Source organism: Sporofaciens sp. St.21A7 (assembly GCF_059728535.1).
This window is the reverse complement of record NZ_BAAGFN010000002.1, coordinates 144,588-158,891: the sequence shown is the minus strand read 5'-3', so window position 1 is coordinate 158,891 and position 14,304 is coordinate 144,588. Positions and strand designations below refer to the sequence as shown.

18 protein-coding genes are annotated in these 14,304 nt (G+C 41.9%); 10 read left to right on the top strand and 8 right to left on the bottom strand.

What is annotated here, in order from left to right; all coding sequences use genetic code 11:
• Positions 1 to 207: 207 nt before the first annotated feature.
• The 4 genes from AC6I3O_RS27300 to AC6I3O_RS27285 all read right to left on the bottom strand — a co-directional run bounded on the left by AC6I3O_RS27300 (position 208) and on the right by AC6I3O_RS27285 (position 3,175).
• On the bottom strand, positions 208 to 1,314 hold the full coding sequence (locus tag AC6I3O_RS27300) for an alpha/beta hydrolase (RefSeq protein WP_160282127.1): 1,107 nt from the start codon (positions 1,312 to 1,314) through the stop codon (positions 208 to 210).
• A gap of 19 nt (positions 1,315 to 1,333) precedes the next feature.
• Entirely contained in the window at positions 1,334 to 1,816 is a 483-nt protein-coding gene (locus AC6I3O_RS27295; protein ID WP_497853904.1) for a GNAT family N-acetyltransferase, read from the bottom strand.
• A gap of 86 nt (positions 1,817 to 1,902) precedes the next feature.
• Positions 1,903 to 2,574 carry a hypothetical protein gene (locus AC6I3O_RS27290; RefSeq protein WP_497853902.1) on the bottom strand — a complete coding sequence of 224 codons (672 nt, stop codon included), beginning with the start codon at positions 2,572 to 2,574 and terminating at the stop codon, positions 1,903 to 1,905.
• 253 nt (positions 2,575 to 2,827) lie between these two features.
• Positions 2,828 to 3,175: a hypothetical protein gene (locus tag AC6I3O_RS27285; protein ID WP_491870198.1), complete on the bottom strand. Its 348-nt coding sequence runs from the start codon at positions 3,173 to 3,175 to the stop codon at positions 2,828 to 2,830.
• A 236-nt stretch (positions 3,176 to 3,411) separates the two neighbouring features.
• Here AC6I3O_RS27285 and AC6I3O_RS27280 point away from each other — a divergent pair, with 236 nt between their 5' ends.
• Genes AC6I3O_RS27280 through AC6I3O_RS27265 form a run of 4 tightly spaced genes read left to right on the top strand, consistent with a single transcriptional unit; the run spans position 3,412 to position 8,484 of the window.
• Entirely contained in the window at positions 3,412 to 5,799 is a 2,388-nt protein-coding gene (locus tag AC6I3O_RS27280; RefSeq protein WP_497853899.1) for an ABC transporter permease, read from the top strand.
• Positions 5,800 to 5,813: 14 nt separating this feature from the next.
• On the top strand, positions 5,814 to 6,581 hold the full coding sequence (locus tag AC6I3O_RS27275; RefSeq protein ID WP_497853897.1) for an ABC transporter ATP-binding protein: 768 nt from the start codon (positions 5,814 to 5,816) through the stop codon (positions 6,579 to 6,581).
• 32 nt (positions 6,582 to 6,613) lie between these two features.
• Positions 6,614 to 7,276 carry a response regulator transcription factor gene (locus tag AC6I3O_RS27270; RefSeq protein WP_497853895.1) on the top strand — a complete coding sequence of 221 codons (663 nt, stop codon included), beginning with the start codon at positions 6,614 to 6,616 and terminating at the stop codon, positions 7,274 to 7,276.
• Complete coding sequence (locus tag AC6I3O_RS27265) at positions 7,273 to 8,484, top strand: HAMP domain-containing sensor histidine kinase (protein WP_497853893.1); 1,212 nt, start codon at positions 7,273 to 7,275, stop codon at positions 8,482 to 8,484. The genes AC6I3O_RS27270 and AC6I3O_RS27265 overlap by 4 nt, the downstream gene beginning before the upstream one ends.
• An 8-nt stretch (positions 8,485 to 8,492) precedes the next feature.
• On the opposite strand, the gene AC6I3O_RS27260 is transcribed toward AC6I3O_RS27265, so the two are convergent.
• The 3 genes from AC6I3O_RS27260 to AC6I3O_RS27250 form a co-directional block, all read right to left on the bottom strand.
• Positions 8,493 to 8,912: a C-GCAxxG-C-C family protein gene (locus AC6I3O_RS27260; RefSeq protein WP_497853891.1), complete on the bottom strand. Its 420-nt coding sequence runs from the start codon at positions 8,910 to 8,912 to the stop codon at positions 8,493 to 8,495.
• Positions 8,913 to 8,986: 74 nt separating this feature from the next.
• Positions 8,987 to 9,136, bottom strand: a complete 150-nt coding sequence (locus AC6I3O_RS27255) for a hypothetical protein (protein ID WP_497853889.1) — start codon at positions 9,134 to 9,136, stop codon at positions 8,987 to 8,989.
• A 209-nt stretch (positions 9,137 to 9,345) separates the two neighbouring features.
• The gene (locus AC6I3O_RS27250; RefSeq protein ID WP_497853887.1) at positions 9,346 to 10,101 is read right to left on the bottom strand and encodes a YoaP domain-containing protein; all 756 of its coding nucleotides are present in this window, start codon (positions 10,099 to 10,101) and stop codon (positions 9,346 to 9,348) included.
• 386 nt (positions 10,102 to 10,487) lie between these two features.
• On the opposite strand from AC6I3O_RS27250, the gene AC6I3O_RS27245 reads away from it, so the two are divergent.
• From AC6I3O_RS27245 to AC6I3O_RS27225, 5 genes are all read left to right on the top strand, one after another.
• Positions 10,488 to 10,766 (top strand): TnpV protein, encoded by a 279-nt coding sequence (locus tag AC6I3O_RS27245; RefSeq protein ID WP_497853885.1) that lies wholly within the window; start codon positions 10,488 to 10,490, stop codon positions 10,764 to 10,766.
• A gap of 25 nt (positions 10,767 to 10,791) precedes the next feature.
• On the top strand, positions 10,792 to 10,866 hold the full coding sequence (locus tag AC6I3O_RS27240; RefSeq protein ID WP_464834978.1) for a hypothetical protein: 75 nt from the start codon (positions 10,792 to 10,794) through the stop codon (positions 10,864 to 10,866).
• Between the two features lie 224 nt (positions 10,867 to 11,090).
• Complete coding sequence (locus AC6I3O_RS27235; RefSeq protein ID WP_039930565.1) at positions 11,091 to 11,294, top strand: helix-turn-helix transcriptional regulator; 204 nt, start codon at positions 11,091 to 11,093, stop codon at positions 11,292 to 11,294.
• Entirely contained in the window at positions 11,291 to 11,704 is a 414-nt protein-coding gene (locus AC6I3O_RS27230) for a hypothetical protein (RefSeq protein ID WP_497853882.1), read from the top strand. Before AC6I3O_RS27235 ends, AC6I3O_RS27230 begins: the two co-directional genes overlap by 4 nt.
• A gap of 23 nt (positions 11,705 to 11,727) precedes the next feature.
• Positions 11,728 to 12,153 (top strand): hypothetical protein, encoded by a 426-nt coding sequence (locus AC6I3O_RS27225; RefSeq protein ID WP_288162345.1) that lies wholly within the window; start codon positions 11,728 to 11,730, stop codon positions 12,151 to 12,153.
• Positions 12,154 to 12,288: 135 nt separating this feature from the next.
• On the opposite strand, the gene AC6I3O_RS27220 is transcribed toward AC6I3O_RS27225, so the two are convergent.
• The gene (locus tag AC6I3O_RS27220; protein WP_497853880.1) at positions 12,289 to 13,431 is read right to left on the bottom strand and encodes a MobA/MobL family protein; all 1,143 of its coding nucleotides are present in this window, start codon (positions 13,429 to 13,431) and stop codon (positions 12,289 to 12,291) included.
• A gap of 277 nt (positions 13,432 to 13,708) precedes the next feature.
• Between AC6I3O_RS27220 and AC6I3O_RS27215 the strand changes: the two genes are divergently transcribed.
• Positions 13,709 to 14,302: a DUF6431 domain-containing protein gene (locus AC6I3O_RS27215; RefSeq protein ID WP_497853878.1), complete on the top strand. Its 594-nt coding sequence runs from the start codon at positions 13,709 to 13,711 to the stop codon at positions 14,300 to 14,302.
• The last annotated feature ends 2 nt before the right edge of the window (positions 14,303 to 14,304 follow it).

The following is a 14,304-nucleotide window of genomic DNA, read 5'->3' as shown; positions in this document are numbered from 1 at the left end:
CTCCGTATACATTATTACTCCATAGCTTTCCGGTAATAAAAAAATTCTTTCATTGCTACAAAGATAATTTTATTGTATCTACTTTATCCATTACTTTCAACGAGACAGTCCACTTTTGCAAAATAAAGTGCCATATTTGCAAATTTAGGGAAAAATTTAGCGAGAGCTGTAACCACATTGGTTACAGCTCTCGCTATTTTGGACTAATCATTTCTCGAAAGCCTCTTCACTTTTGATAACCCCGTGTATCTTTTCATCATAAAAACCAACAAAATCCCCAAACAGCTCCAAATCTAATGAATTGAACCTTTTTTCCCTGTCAAGGTTTTTATGTATATAGTCAGCTCTATCCTTCGAAAACCGTTCTTTGTTTTCGGAGACATTATAATCGTAATCCAGTGTTTCAAGCCATTTGTCAAATTCCGCATTAAATTCATCCCTATAGGTTTCATCATTGAAATAATTATGTCCCTTATCCTGGAAATGAATGAAACGAAACCGGGAATCATCTTTATATTTTTCATAATAAATGTCGTAGCCGTATTTGGCTGGAACAACTTCATCATCCAAACTATGCAGGATCATAATGGCGGCATCGCTCTCTGAAAATCCGTCCATCGCAGTATTTGAGGCATAGCCGCCGTATTTCATCCTCTCGTGGAGCTTCACAAACGGCAATATAAGATAGATACCGTTCCCTGCCTGTTTTTTCCCCTCTGCTTCAAACATATCCGATGAAGAGTTAAAACCGGAACACGCGATAACTGCTTTTACTTCAGGATGATAGGTAAGTACACTGCAAACACTGTAACCGCCCCAGCTATGCCCGAATAAAACGATTGGCAGATCTGGGAAATTCCCACTTTCTTCCACAAATGTGATTGCATAGTCAAGATCTATGACTCCCTGTGGAAGTCCTCCAACTCCTTCACCTTCGCTTTCATCATTTCCCGTAGCATCATAAGAAAAAACACAGTATCCATGATGCGCGAAATAATTTGCGCAGTCCATATAAGAGTTGTGCCCGCCACCGCCAAATCCGTGAGACATTACAACGATTCCATGCGGTTTTTCCTCCGTGGTGTACAGATATCCCGTCAATTTCTGTCCCTTATTGGAAACAAACTCATATTTCGTGCGCTGCAATCCGTCAAAATCATCAACATGCCGTATAAACGCCTCATCACTTTCAAAACGCTGGTTAAAATTTTCGTTGTATATTATCACGGATAATGCCCAATCTCCGGCAATGAACAGCACAATAACTACAGATAATACAATAATGAGAATTTTTCTCTTGGATTTCATTTTCATATTGGTCACCTATTCTTCCTTATAACTTCAATACAGCAATCAATTCATTGCAATCCTTTTCACCTGTCTCAACAAATCCAAACGAATGGTATAAATGGCGGGCAACATCATTATCAGGTTCATATGACAGCCAGCAGTATTCTGCATTACCGCACGGGAGTGTCTTTATAAATTCCAATGCAAGCCTGACCGCTTCGCGTCCATATCCCTTATTCTGATATTTCTCATCTATCATCAACCGCCAAAGGTTGTAGTTGCCTGCTGCCACAAACGGTGCATCATCCCAATAATCATCTGTCCCAAAGCCAATCATTATAAAGCCTATTGGTGTGTCATTTTCATAAATACCAAAGGGAAAAACATAGCCATTTCCGGCAATTGTTGTATAAGCTTCGATAATGCTCCTGTCATTGCTTGAAACAAAATGCCTTTGATTTTCTGCAACCTTCAATTTAAGAATATCCCATACATTCTGTCCGTGTATTTTTTCCAATCTCAGCATACTGTTATCCTCCTTTTAATCTCTCCACTTATGTCTAATTCTTCCCACGTGATTCATTTCCCAATTTCTTGTAATTCAACAAGATTTTATAGTAAGTAACCTACAGCGATAAAAAAATAGCTATACAAGCATTTCCTGTTTAGTCTCAAATACATTGCACCGCTAAGAACAGAAAATATCATAGTAGAGATTCCATTCCATATTTCAAGTCCTGCTCCTCTCGACACGAAATGAAATACTCCCCATGTCACAGCCAATATAATACCACCGAAAGGAATCGGACTTTCTTTTTTCAACAAGGTTTCAATCGCTTTTTGCCCATACATTATGATTAGAGTAACAAGCATTACCTCAAAAAGATAGTATAAATATTGTGCACAGAATTGGTATGCATTTTTACCTTGAACTTCACTAAATACTTTTAGAGTATGCCAATCTATAAAAGTCAAGATTTTGCAGCAGATTAAGCAGGAAAATGTTATGACCCAATTTTTCAAAGAAGGATGATCCTCTTTATTTTCTCTTGAAGGAAAGTGATAATACCTCTGCGAAAAAAATAGTGCCATTACAATAACAACCGCCCATATTAAAACCATTATCATACAATGAACACTTCTTTGGTTTACTGTATAGTTCCATATATCTACATGCAGAATCATGAATTCAATTACAAATATTGAAAAATATTCCAGCATAAATGCTCCAAACAAGAGCAGGCTCAGCCATAGATATTTTGTCCATTTTACTTCTCTAACCATTTTCCTCACCTTATGAAATCCCGATTTTTCAGCTTTGCAGATAATCAATCAGCTTACCTGCATATTCATCACTATGTTCGTGTAAATACTTCTTATACTTTCGGTAATATGATATCGATACACAAATTCACACGCATTTTTTATTGTATTCGAGGTGCTTTTCTGTTTTGAATCCGCTTTATTGCTTTGCAGAACATAGATTCATACGGCTTTGTCAACATTTATCTCTGCTCTATAAATTGAAAGTTGCAAGTTAGATGACATTTTCACCAAGAATTATTTTAGGCATTGTGGTTAAGCACCGATTCCAGCGTTTATAAAATTTCTCCACACCAAGTTTAGATACTCTTGCATGAGCTTCTTCGTTTTCCAGTACCCAATATAAAACATATGTTACCTTTCCTACATTTCTTGTAAGACGGATAGGTAACTCTCCTTCTTTAACTGCATTAAAATCTTTTTGCCTATGAGTTCGTTTTATGTAATGTACATCAATAACACCATCTTGCTCCAAATAAAATTCAGCTACTTCTTTCATTAACTCTTCAATTTCATCGAGCTTAGTTAATTTTGCTTCATATATACATATTTCATTAAACATAACGCCCTCCCAAAATCCTGATTTGCTTATCACCTTAATATTACTTTCTGAAAGATACCTGCTTGATGCATAAAAACTCCTGTCTGTTGCTTTATTATATAACCATTTTCAAAAAATTTCCAGCCAAAAAACAGCTGATAAAAGAAAGCGGGTGGAAAAGTTAAAGACTTGTTAAGAATTTATATGGTACAATTCAGAATATAGAAACATCAAATTCAAGAAAAGAGGAATACACTATGTTCTGGAGAATACTGAAAAAGGACCTTAAACGTAAAAGGGCAATGAACGTAATACTTCTGGTATTTATTATACTCGCGTCGATGTTCATGTCCTCCGGCGTGAGCAACATCATCACCGTGACGACTGCGCTGGACAGCTATTTTGAAATGGCGGACGTGCCCGATTACTTCACGATGAGCGAAAACAAATCTGAGCACAAGGATATCTGCGGGACGCTTGAAAACGCCTCCGCGATAGACGAGTTCCGTATCGAGGAGTTCGTCTCGATGTCCCAGTCCAATATTACACGTGCCGGCGAACCGCTTAACGCTTCCAACCTCAGTCAGAAATTAGTTTTGCAGAGCGACAGGGAGATGGGGATAAATTATTTTCTGGACGACGAAAGTATTCTTAAAAGCGTACCGAAAGGGGAAATTTACGCTACCCGTTTCATAGAGAAAAACATGGGAATTAAGGCAGGTGACAAAATTACTGTCGAAATAGAGGGCATAAGCCGTGAATTCACCTTTGCGGGCAGTTTCAGGGACGCTGTCTGCGGCACGGAATTGATGGGCATTAAAAGGTTTATCCTGAACGGCGAGGACTTTGACGAATATATGTCCAATGAGACGATAAAAAATATGTACGGCGGAAAATTATTATACATACACACCGCCGACCTTGACAAAACCCTGTCCCAGATCGCGGATATATCCGACAACTTTGCCTTTGCGGGCGATACGGAGATGCTGGAGCAGGCCTATATTTTTGATATGATAATCATGGGGCTTATCCTTGCGGTGAGCATGATTCTTATCATCATATCCTTTACGGTGCTGCGGTTCACCATAGCCTTTACCCTCTCCGAGGAATTCCGCGAGATAGGTGTTATGAAAGCAATAGGCATACGGAACATAAAAATCCGGGGATTGTACCTTACAAAATACTTCGCTATTTCCGCTGTCGGCGCGGGCATTGGCTTGATGCTCAGTTACCCGTTCGGGAAATTGCTTATAAATTATTCCTCGGAGACTATTATAATAGACAGCGGCAATAACGGTTTTATCAATGCTGCCTGTTCGGTTCTGGTAGCGGCTGTAATTCTCCTGTTCTGTCTTTGCTGTACGGGCAGGGTGAGCAAGATGTCCCCTGTCGATGCTGTAAGAAACGGGCAGACAGGAGAACGCTTCCGCAAAAAGAGCGTTATGAGCCTTGGAAAATCGCGGCTTAACACAACGGCTTTCCTTGCCGCAAACGATATTGTAAGCAGTCCCAGACGCTACGCTGTCATTATCTTTACCTTTTTTCTGTGTATGTCGCTGCTGATCATGCTTTCCAATGTCACAGCGTCTCTTAAAAGCAGAAAGCTGGCGAAATATTTCGGTATGGCAGACTGCCACGCCGTTACGGACATCGGCGACGAAACTATGAAATTTATGACTGAGGACGGACATGAAAAGGTTAAAAAATATCTTGCGGATATGGAACAGACCCTTGCAAAAAACGGTATGTCCGCGGAATGTATGACGGAATATTATATTTATTCGATGATAAGACACAGCGAATATGAAAACAAGGCAGCTATACTTCAGGGTACGGGAACAACAATGGATATGTACGAATATTTAGAGGGGACTCCTCCCCAAAACAGCGGCGAAATTGCAGTGACGACTCTTTTGGCAAAAAAGCTGGATGCAGATATAGGCGATACCGTTACCTTGTCCTACCCAACAGGAGAAACGGCGGAGTTCATCATAACCGCTCTGTATCAATCAATGGTTAATCAGGGTATTTCCGTAAGGGCTCATACCGACTGCGATATAAACTATATCGCATCAAGCGGCTCCCCTGGTACGCAGATAAAATTTACCGACGACCCCGATGATGAGGAAGTATTACGCAGAATTGAAAAGATCAAGGAGCTTTACCCTGAATTTTCAAGCGTTAAAACAGCAGGCGAAACTGTAAATGATACCACCGGAGTCGGCGATGCCATAGACTCGGTGAAAAAAATGTCCGCCATCCTTATGGTAATTTTAGCCGCACTTATCACCGTGCTTATGGCGCGTTCCTTTATCGCGAAGGAGCAGGCGGAGATCGCCCTTATGAAAGCCATAGGCATAAGGAACAGCAGGATATACGGACAGTACACGTTAAGATTTTTTATTGCGGCAGCGGCGGCTGTCCTTATTGCGGAACTTTTGGGTATGCCCCTCACAAAGCTTTGCTTCGACCCTGTTTTCAGACTAATGGGTCTTGAAATGGGCGTAGAATATATGCAAAACCCCGTGGAGATATACGTGGTATTCCCCATTATCGCTCTTGCTGCCACAGTCGTCAGCGCATTTTTGACCTCTCTTTACACCAAAAAAATTAAATCCTCCGATACGGCGAGTATCGAGTAAGAAAGGAGTTTATTATGAATATTTTAGAAGTAAAGAACCTCTGCAAAACCTACATAGTAAACAAACGTCAGAACAATGTTCTGAAAAACGTAAATTTCACCGTTTCCAAGGGTGAAATGACAGCAGTTATGGGTCCCTCCGGTTCGGGCAAATCCACCCTGCTTTACACTGTGTCCGGTATGGACGGCATCACATCGGGGGAAGTCTTATTCTGCGGTAAAAATATCACCGCAATGGGAGAAAGAGAGCTTGCCGATCTGCGTCTTGATGAAATGGGATTTATCTTCCAGCAGATGTATATGCTGAAAAACCTCACCATTCTGGACAACATCATCCTCCCTGCGGTACAATCAAAAAAGAATACAAAAAGCCGCAGGCAGACCGATGAGCGCGGCAGAGCGCTTATGCGCAGGCTCGACATCGATGACATAGGCGGCAACGACATCAACGAGGTGTCTGGCGGACAGCTTCAGAGGGCTTGTATTTGCCGCAGTATGATAAACGATCCCAAGATAATCTTTGCCGATGAGCCGACAGGCGCCCTCAACCGTTCAAGCTCCGATGAGGTAATGAACGAACTGTTATCCCTCAACCGTGACGGTACTACAGTTATGTGCGTTACCCATGATCCAAAGGTAGCCGCCAAATGCAGCAGGGTGCTGTATATCATGGACGGCGGTATCATGGGTGAAAAGGAAATGGGACATTTTGACGGCAGCGGCAAGGAACTTTGCAGCCGTGAAAGAGAACTGAATAACTGGCTTATAGAACAGGGCTGGTGATACTTGAAACAATACTTGCAGGTGGTGATTTTATGACTGACATTCTGATTGTAGAGGACGATAAGGAACTGGCGAACTTGCTGACCGACTTCCTGTGCGAGGAAGGATATGTTGTATCAAGCGTGAACAGCGGAGAACGTGCCGTACATCTTTTTGAACGATATGGCGCAAGGCTTGTGGTGCTTGACATCAATCTTCCCGATATGAACGGCTTTGCGGTATGTTCAAAACTCCGGGAAAACACGGATACTCCCATATTGATTGTCAGTTCAAGGACGGGCAGGGAAGATAAGCTCAACGGCTATGACCTCGGTGCTGATGATTATATTGAAAAGCCCTATGATATAGATGTTCTTATCGCTAAAATTAAGGGTATATTTAAACGGCGGTATCAGCATGATATATTATCAGCAGATGGTGTGACACTCAACCTTGCAGACAAAACGGCGGTCATTGACGGAAAGCCGGTGGAACTGCCTTCAAAAGAGTTTGATTTACTGGCGCTTTTGATTGAAAATCAAGGAAAAGTTCTAAAAAAAGAGTACCTGTTTGGCACGATCTGGGGCAGCGACAGCGTTTCGGAGATGCAGACGCTTCATGTTCATATCAACCGCATTCGCCAAAAACTCGGTGATGCCCCTAAGAATGCAAAACGTTTGCTTACTGTCTGGGGCGTGGGGTATAAATTTGTATGAAAGCTTACAAAAAACTGTGTGTCGCAGTGATGACCATATTTCTATTACTGACGGCGGCATTGAACATATTTCTCGCGGAATTAAAAGAAAATAGTGACGGTATTTATCGTGTTGAAGCCAGGAGGCTTGCGGATGAGATAGCGGGGACAGGTAGTTATGATCTTAAAAAATACCCCCATATTACGGGCGTGTTTACAGGTGATGGCATCTACCGTTCCGATGAGCATTATCTTATTATAGAAGCGGGCGAATCGCTTTATCGTGTTGAATATACCATCGAGAACAGACAATATGGCATTGCTGCGGTAAATTGCGTATTGGGTGCGCTGTTCCTGTTGTTGACAAGTCTTTTGTATTATATCCGCAGACATATCATCGCACCTTTCGACAGGCTGAGTGATGTTCCTAAGGAGCTTGCAAAGGGCAATCTTGCCGTGCCGATATCCGAAGAAAAAAGCCGATTTTTCGGCAAATTCGCATGGGGGATTAACCTCTTGCGTGAGAGCATAGAAAATAGCCGCAAAAAAGAGATTACGATGCAAAAGGATAAAAAACTCCTGCTGCTCTCCCTTTCCCATGACATAAAAACACCTTTGTCGGCTATCAAGCTGAATGCAAAGGCACTTGCAAAGGGATTATACAAGAACGAGGAAAAACAGCGTGCCGCTGCCGAGAGCATCAATACCCGCGCTGATGAGATAGAGCACTTTGTCAGCGAGCTCTCAAAGGCAGTAAGCGAGGACTTTATGAGCTTTGAGGTCACACCCGGCGAGGAGTATCTCAGTGTTATCATTGCAAAAATAGACGCGAGATATACTCCCCAGCTTTCCATGTCGGGAACAGAGCTTTTGATTCGCAAATATGATGACTGCATTCTTTCCTGCGATCCGAACCGCCTTGCGGAATGTTTTCAAAATCTGATCGAAAATGCAATCAAATACGGGGACGGCAGACGAATTGAGATCAGCTGTGATAAAATGGACGGCTGTGAGCTTATCACGGTATCAAATACGGGCTGCACGCTTAAAGCGAAAGAACTGCCGCAGATATTTGAGAGTTTTCATCGCGGAAACAATGCAGATAAGGTGCAAGGCAACGGGCTTGGACTTTTTATCTGCAAACGGATGATGTCACTTATGGGTGGAGAGGTGTTTGCGGATATTCGCAACGGGTGCTTCTTTGTGACACTGGTTGTAAAATTGGCGTAAAGTAAAATTTACTGTTTTGTAATCCCTAAAATAAATTGGTATGCAAACTCAATTCCATTACAAGTCAGGTTTTCACATAGATGTGGCGGATCACTTTCTGAAAAACCCGAAGGACGCAGTTCACGGCATCTTAATGACTCAAATGTCTTTTCAAAAGCAGACGCAAAATTATAGCAGGCAGATACGATTTCATCTTCTGATTTTCCCAGCCCATGAAGATAAATCCCTATGAACATAAGCGAACCTTCCACCAAACCACATTGCGCTCTATATCCGCCTGCGCCATGCAGTCCAACCGCAGACCAAATTGTCTGCGGCTCAATGGTAATTTCAAATAATTCACTCAAACAGGCGAGTGCTGTCCTCGCACAATTTATATCTTCCTTCCAGTACAAATCATGTACCCGATTTGTTATGTATTCGTTCATCAAAACACCTTTTTCCAAAAGAATTTATCGTTTGAATTATAGCATAGGCCCAGCCGTAATTCAATTCCTATACATTACAGATTCTTTTTATAAATCTCCAATTCATAAGTTTTTCCGCCGCACTGGTCTGTCTTCTGCTCCAAATACTGATACGCCAATCCACAGGATAATGCAAGCGCCTTTGAAGCAAGATTCTCTGCCCGTGTAGAATAATAAAATTCCATTGGACTAACGGTTCCCGCATCCAGACCTGCTCCGCATTCATACTGGTGACTTTCCTGCAAACGGAATACCCTTTTCTTGCCCCTGTCTGCATATATCTGGCAACACTGCTTTTTCCCGCGCAGGGGGAGCCGCCTTCAAAAAATTCCTATCTGAACTCTATAGCCTGTTCTTTCATCGCTTCTGTTGGTCTGACTAATTGAATCATTTTTCACACTCCTTTATCTGCTAAGATTTTAGCAAATTTCTTCTCCGACAAGATTTCATGTGTCACGAGCTGTCCGTCATAGAAAAGGGAAAAGGTGGTAAAGGGCGAAGGGGCATTCTGCGCATCCTCTCTGGTCTGGATATGTACGGACTGAAACACTGCGTTCCTGGCCTTTGCCATCTCCTCCAGCAGCGGTACATACTTTGCCGTAAAAGGGCATTGGTTTGTGTAATACAGCACAAATCCTTCCGGCATATCTTCCTGTCTGCCCACGCTGTCCCGGAAGCGTGGAAGAGGTGCGCCCCCTTCAAAGGGCAGGTACATCAGCTCAAAATAAGGCTCTGCCGTATCCGCTGTCTGAAAGCCCTTATAGCCCATGTATTTCGGGTCAGAGAGGAATCCCATCTTTTTCCTGGAGGACAGGATCACAAGCCCCTTTTTTCCTTTCTCTTTGCCGTCCTTGATACATGCATCCAACAATAGGTTCGAGTATCCATGTCCTTTAAACTGCCCGGATACCCACAGGCAGTCAATGTACATATAGCCCGCCGCCTCGATGGGCGCCCATGCGTATTCCGTGGGGATATACTCAATGAAACATTTTCCCCGGACGTTGCCTTTTAGGAATACAAGCCCCTCGTCCAGCCTGTCTTTCAGCCAGTTCTTTTTGGACATAACCTGGATATCCTTGTTATTGGAGATTGCACAGCAGATGTGCTCCTTTTCAATATTTTCGTGTGTCAGTTTTACAAGTTCCATATTCTATTGCCTCCTTATCCTTCGATCTGCATTACGATATAAAATGCAAAATTAGGGTGCTCTTTCATCAGTTTCCCTAATTCTTTTAAATCCTTCATTGAACTTCTCCTTTGTCCCACAAACTGGAAATTGGAAACCATAAAATTATGAGCGATTATTGCGCTTCATAGGTTGTCAATAAAATCCTCTAAATGCTTTGAAAACAAAGGATTTGTCGCAATGTGTTCGCCTTATCTCTTTATATGATTTCACACAAGTTTACTCTTTCCCTGACTGCTTATAAGGGCAAAATTAAGGGCAAGAAAATCTCATAACACGATATAACAGAGTGTGGCAATCGGAGAATTGTGATATATGTGCGAATATATTATTTGGAGGACAACACTATGGAGAAATATATTTATGATGAAAGCAACGGTTTATGGTATGAGTTGCAGGGAGATTATTATATTCCTTGTCTTACTTTACCAACCGAAAAAGAACACAAGCCTATCGGTTTATGGGGACAGCGACACAAACGCTACTTACAGGAACATAAAAGAACGGTTTACACCTCGCTGCCCATGAATGGCAAGTTGAATAGTTATCTTGCCGACATTGACAAACAAGCAACAGAGATGATGTTTCGATTGGTCGAGCAAATGGCTGACAAGGAGGGGGGCTGAACAGCTTAAAGCAGAAAACCCTATTTTGTGGGTTAGAAAAATGAACGAAATACAAGCAAGGGCAAGAGAAATCGTACAAACAGAACTGATTTTTGTATAAAGCACTCAAGCGGTAGGGAATTGATTGTCCCTACCGCTTTTCCTAAAGAAAAAATTCTCTCGTTTTCTCAGAAGAGGTATAACGCCACAAGTATACGCTTCGTAAAGATAGCAATTGGAAAAGTGCAGAATGATCATCCAAAACGGAAAGTGTGCTTGACATCAGAATTTTTTTTGCTATAATAAAGGTATGGAAAGCATGCTTTCCGTAGGAAGGGGGATATTTTGAAAAATCGATTAGAAGAATTACGAAAACAAAGAGGTATTAAACAAGAAGATTTAGCTACTGCTCTTGAAGTATCTCGTCAAACAATAGGCTCTTTAGAAAATGGACGCTACAATCCCTCTATCATGTTAGCCTTTAAAATCGCAAGATACTTTCAAATGAGCATTGAAGAAATTTTTATTTATGAGGAGGAAAGTAAATGAGGCATAAGATACAAAAAGTCGAATTGTTCATCGGTGTAATAATTTTTTTAGGTGGTTTACTAACTTATGGTTTAGGCGTACATCGACTATTACCTGTACCTCGTCCAGATTTGGTTGTCTATGGTACAACACTTATTGGGATAATATTGATTTTAATGGGGTGTGATATATTCAGTAAGCCGACAAAAGAAATACAAATATTAGAAAATGATGAAAGAAATATTGCAATTATTAACGCTTCTCTTGCGAATGCTTACAAAGTAACACTTACATTATTGGTTCTTGTATTATTTGCCCTTATCTTTATGGGATATATGAGTAAAGTTGTATTTTTTTCGATAACAGGAGTTATTGCTGTCGGGCAAATTACATGGGTTATAACAGCTCGTTATTTAGATAAGAAAATGTAGTCGTATGAAAGGTGGAATTGACAATGAAGAAAAAAATATCATTTATCATTGAGATTATTATAGGCATAATCTTTATATGTTTTGGATATTTCGTTATTGACACTGACTATTACTCTACACTTTTTTACGCAATGGGGTTCGGCTTAGCTTTTGCTTCATGTGTTCAATTACTTAAAATTTATTATTATGAAATGCCAAAAAATAAAGAAAAATTGGAAAATATAAATAGAGAAAATCATATCAATAGTGTTGATGAAAGAAAAGTATTTTTAAGAATGAAAGCTGGTTCTTTAGTGTATCAGTTAATGACTTTCGTGTACTTGTTTGTTGCTTTTGTACTTGCATTACTTCATATTGAAGCATGGATTATAGGAATTATATTTGGTTTATTCCTACTGCAAACATTTTTAGGAATTGTTCTGTATAAACATTTTGAAAAACATTTTTAAAACATTCGGTAAATTGTGATGAGGAAATACTATAATAGGACTTAAAAAATGAGATATAAAAATCACGCTTGTAATCAGTAAATGATTATGTATGCCGCCGCTACGGGAAACGCCATAACGGCGGTTTTTCAATGCCTATCGGCTATTTCTGTCAAAGGATTTCTTACGCTGTCTTTGCGGTAGTCTCTGCTTGTTGCGTTCCTGTATTTCTCGCAGATGTTTTAGCACGCTCTGCTTTTCGGGCGGTCTGTGCTGTTCTTTGGCGGCGGCTGTCGGTTTCCTGCTGGCTTGATGTTCCCACTCGGCAAGGTCACGGTTGTACTGTTCTACAACGCTTTCCATTTCTCGGAAAGTCCTCATAAAAACTTGTACATCGGGATAACCGTCCTCTTTGAGCGTATCGGGGATTTTATCCAGCCTGTCGGCAATCTCCGCTTCGGTTTCTTTGATTTTTACCTCCAACGCTTTTCGTTCTTTGCCTTTGAAAAGCCCCTTTGTATTGGCAAGCTGCTGTTTCAACTGCGGCAGAACTTTATCCTGCAAGTTTTTGATTTCCCTTGCCTTATCCTGTACTTTTATCATCAGGTTTCGCATATGGCGGAACTCTGCCATATCAATATCAAGCGTAGGCTTGGGCGGCATATCTTTTTCTCGAATAAGGTTTTGCAGAAAATCTTTTGCCCTTGCCACAATCCCACGGAATAGATTCGGCAGCCAGCCTTTGCTTTTGATAGATTGGCTTGCTTTTTCGTGTATTTCGGTCTGCTTGACTTCTAAAATCTTTGCTTCGGAAATACCTGATAACAACGCCATATCCGCTGTCCTGTTCCATTCCTGCCTTGCGGTGTTGTCCGCTTCAATCTTGGCGGCTTTGGGATTGTTCTTGCCGATTTTCTTGGTGGGAAGATAAACGCTGTTCTTATCAAATACCTTTAACTGCTGTTCGGGATCGGAGATATGCCGATTGATAAGGTCGGTGTAAATCTCTTTAACCTCCCGAAGAAAAGGCTCGCTTTTGAATTTATCATCTTTCACGGTAAAGAGGTGGCTTTCGTAAACCTCGCCCTTTTTAATGATGGTACAGCCTTTTCGTATCTGCCCGTCCTCCCCTGTGATTTCTTTCTTGGTGCGTACCCTTTTGCCTGTTTCATCATAGAACACGCTGCGTGTGGCTGTCTTAATATCAGGCTCAGGGAGCAGTTTTCTTTCGCTGAAGATAAGATGGATATGATAGTTTGTTTTGCGTTTGTTGTGGTGGAGGGCTGACACGCACTCCATACCATACTGTAGCCCAGCAAACTAAAGTTCCTATCTCCCGCACAAAAACATCAAATTATAATCTCAGTTTTTAAACACTGTCTATAAAAGTGTGCTGCAGGAGGCGGCACGTTTTCCTCTTGACCATCCCATGTCATTCCGATATAGTTTTTATGGAACGAAAAAAAGAGAAAGAACAGCCCCTTCCGCAGTTCGTTCTTTCTCTCACATACCAGTGTGCCTGCCATATACGGGATCGTATCCCACTCGTGAGGCTCCGGCAACACCGACATATACTATGATAAGAGAAAACTCCCTGTTTTGCAAGCTGGTTCGTATAAAAAGTTCATCAAAGATCCTGTTCGATTCCTTTATGGCCGGATTCCGTTCGGAACTACAGACCTGTCCCTGCTGTGGGGTAAAGGGATCCTGCCGCATCCATGCCTACTATGACCGCTCCCTGGTGGACTTCATTGGCGGCACCCAGGTCCGCCACAGCCTCTGCATCATGCGCCTCATCTGTACCTGTGGCCATACCCATGCCATCCTCCCGGACTTCATCATTCCCTACTCCGGCTATGGCCTGTTCTTCCTTCTACGTGTCCTGGCGGAGTATTTCCTGCGCCTTTCCACTGTGGAAAGGCTATGCGAACGCTTCTGCATCACCCTTTCCCAGCTGCGCCGGTGGCTGCAGCTCTTTCGGGTGCAGAAGGAAGATTGGCTCGGCGTGCTTTCCTCCATGGAGGTTTCCGGCCTTTCCTTCCTGAAGTCCCTGTTCACGCAGCCGGCTTATTCGGATTTCGCCTCCGCCTTTGTCCGCCGTTTTACAAAGTCTTTCCTCCAGTCCCATAAAAACCCGGCACTTTACTGCCAGCAGGTGTTCGGCCCCTGACC

Coding starts and splice junctions, on each gene's coding strand:
- AC6I3O_RS27280 (WP_497853899.1), top strand. CDS start 3,412: ATGTTCTGGAGAATACTGAAAAAGGACCTTAAACGTAAAAGGGCAATG.
- AC6I3O_RS27260 (WP_497853891.1), bottom strand. CDS start 8,912: ATGAACGAATACATAACAAATCGGGTACATGATTTGTACTGGAAGGAA.
- AC6I3O_RS27215 (WP_497853878.1), top strand. CDS start 13,709: ATGATAAGAGAAAACTCCCTGTTTTGCAAGCTGGTTCGTATAAAAAGT.
- AC6I3O_RS27285 (WP_491870198.1), bottom strand. CDS start 3,175: ATGTTTAATGAAATATGTATATATGAAGCAAAATTAACTAAGCTCGAT.
- AC6I3O_RS27295 (WP_497853904.1), bottom strand. CDS start 1,816: ATGCTGAGATTGGAAAAAATACACGGACAGAATGTATGGGATATTCTT.
- AC6I3O_RS27290 (WP_497853902.1), bottom strand. CDS start 2,574: ATGGTTAGAGAAGTAAAATGGACAAAATATCTATGGCTGAGCCTGCTC.
- AC6I3O_RS27230 (WP_497853882.1), top strand. CDS start 11,291: ATGAGGCATAAGATACAAAAAGTCGAATTGTTCATCGGTGTAATAATT.
- AC6I3O_RS27220 (WP_497853880.1), bottom strand. CDS start 13,431: ATGGAGTGCGTGTCAGCCCTCCACCACAACAAACGCAAAACAAACTAT.
- AC6I3O_RS27255 (WP_497853889.1), bottom strand. CDS start 9,136: ATGGAATTTTATTATTCTACACGGGCAGAGAATCTTGCTTCAAAGGCG.
- AC6I3O_RS27300 (WP_160282127.1), bottom strand. CDS start 1,314: ATGAAAATGAAATCCAAGAGAAAAATTCTCATTATTGTATTATCTGTA.
- AC6I3O_RS27245 (WP_497853885.1), top strand. CDS start 10,488: ATGGAGAAATATATTTATGATGAAAGCAACGGTTTATGGTATGAGTTG.
- AC6I3O_RS27275 (WP_497853897.1), top strand. CDS start 5,814: ATGAATATTTTAGAAGTAAAGAACCTCTGCAAAACCTACATAGTAAAC.
- AC6I3O_RS27270 (WP_497853895.1), top strand. CDS start 6,614: ATGACTGACATTCTGATTGTAGAGGACGATAAGGAACTGGCGAACTTG.
- AC6I3O_RS27265 (WP_497853893.1), top strand. CDS start 7,273: ATGAAAGCTTACAAAAAACTGTGTGTCGCAGTGATGACCATATTTCTA.
- AC6I3O_RS27250 (WP_497853887.1), bottom strand. CDS start 10,101: ATGGAACTTGTAAAACTGACACACGAAAATATTGAAAAGGAGCACATC.
- AC6I3O_RS27225 (WP_288162345.1), top strand. CDS start 11,728: ATGAAGAAAAAAATATCATTTATCATTGAGATTATTATAGGCATAATC.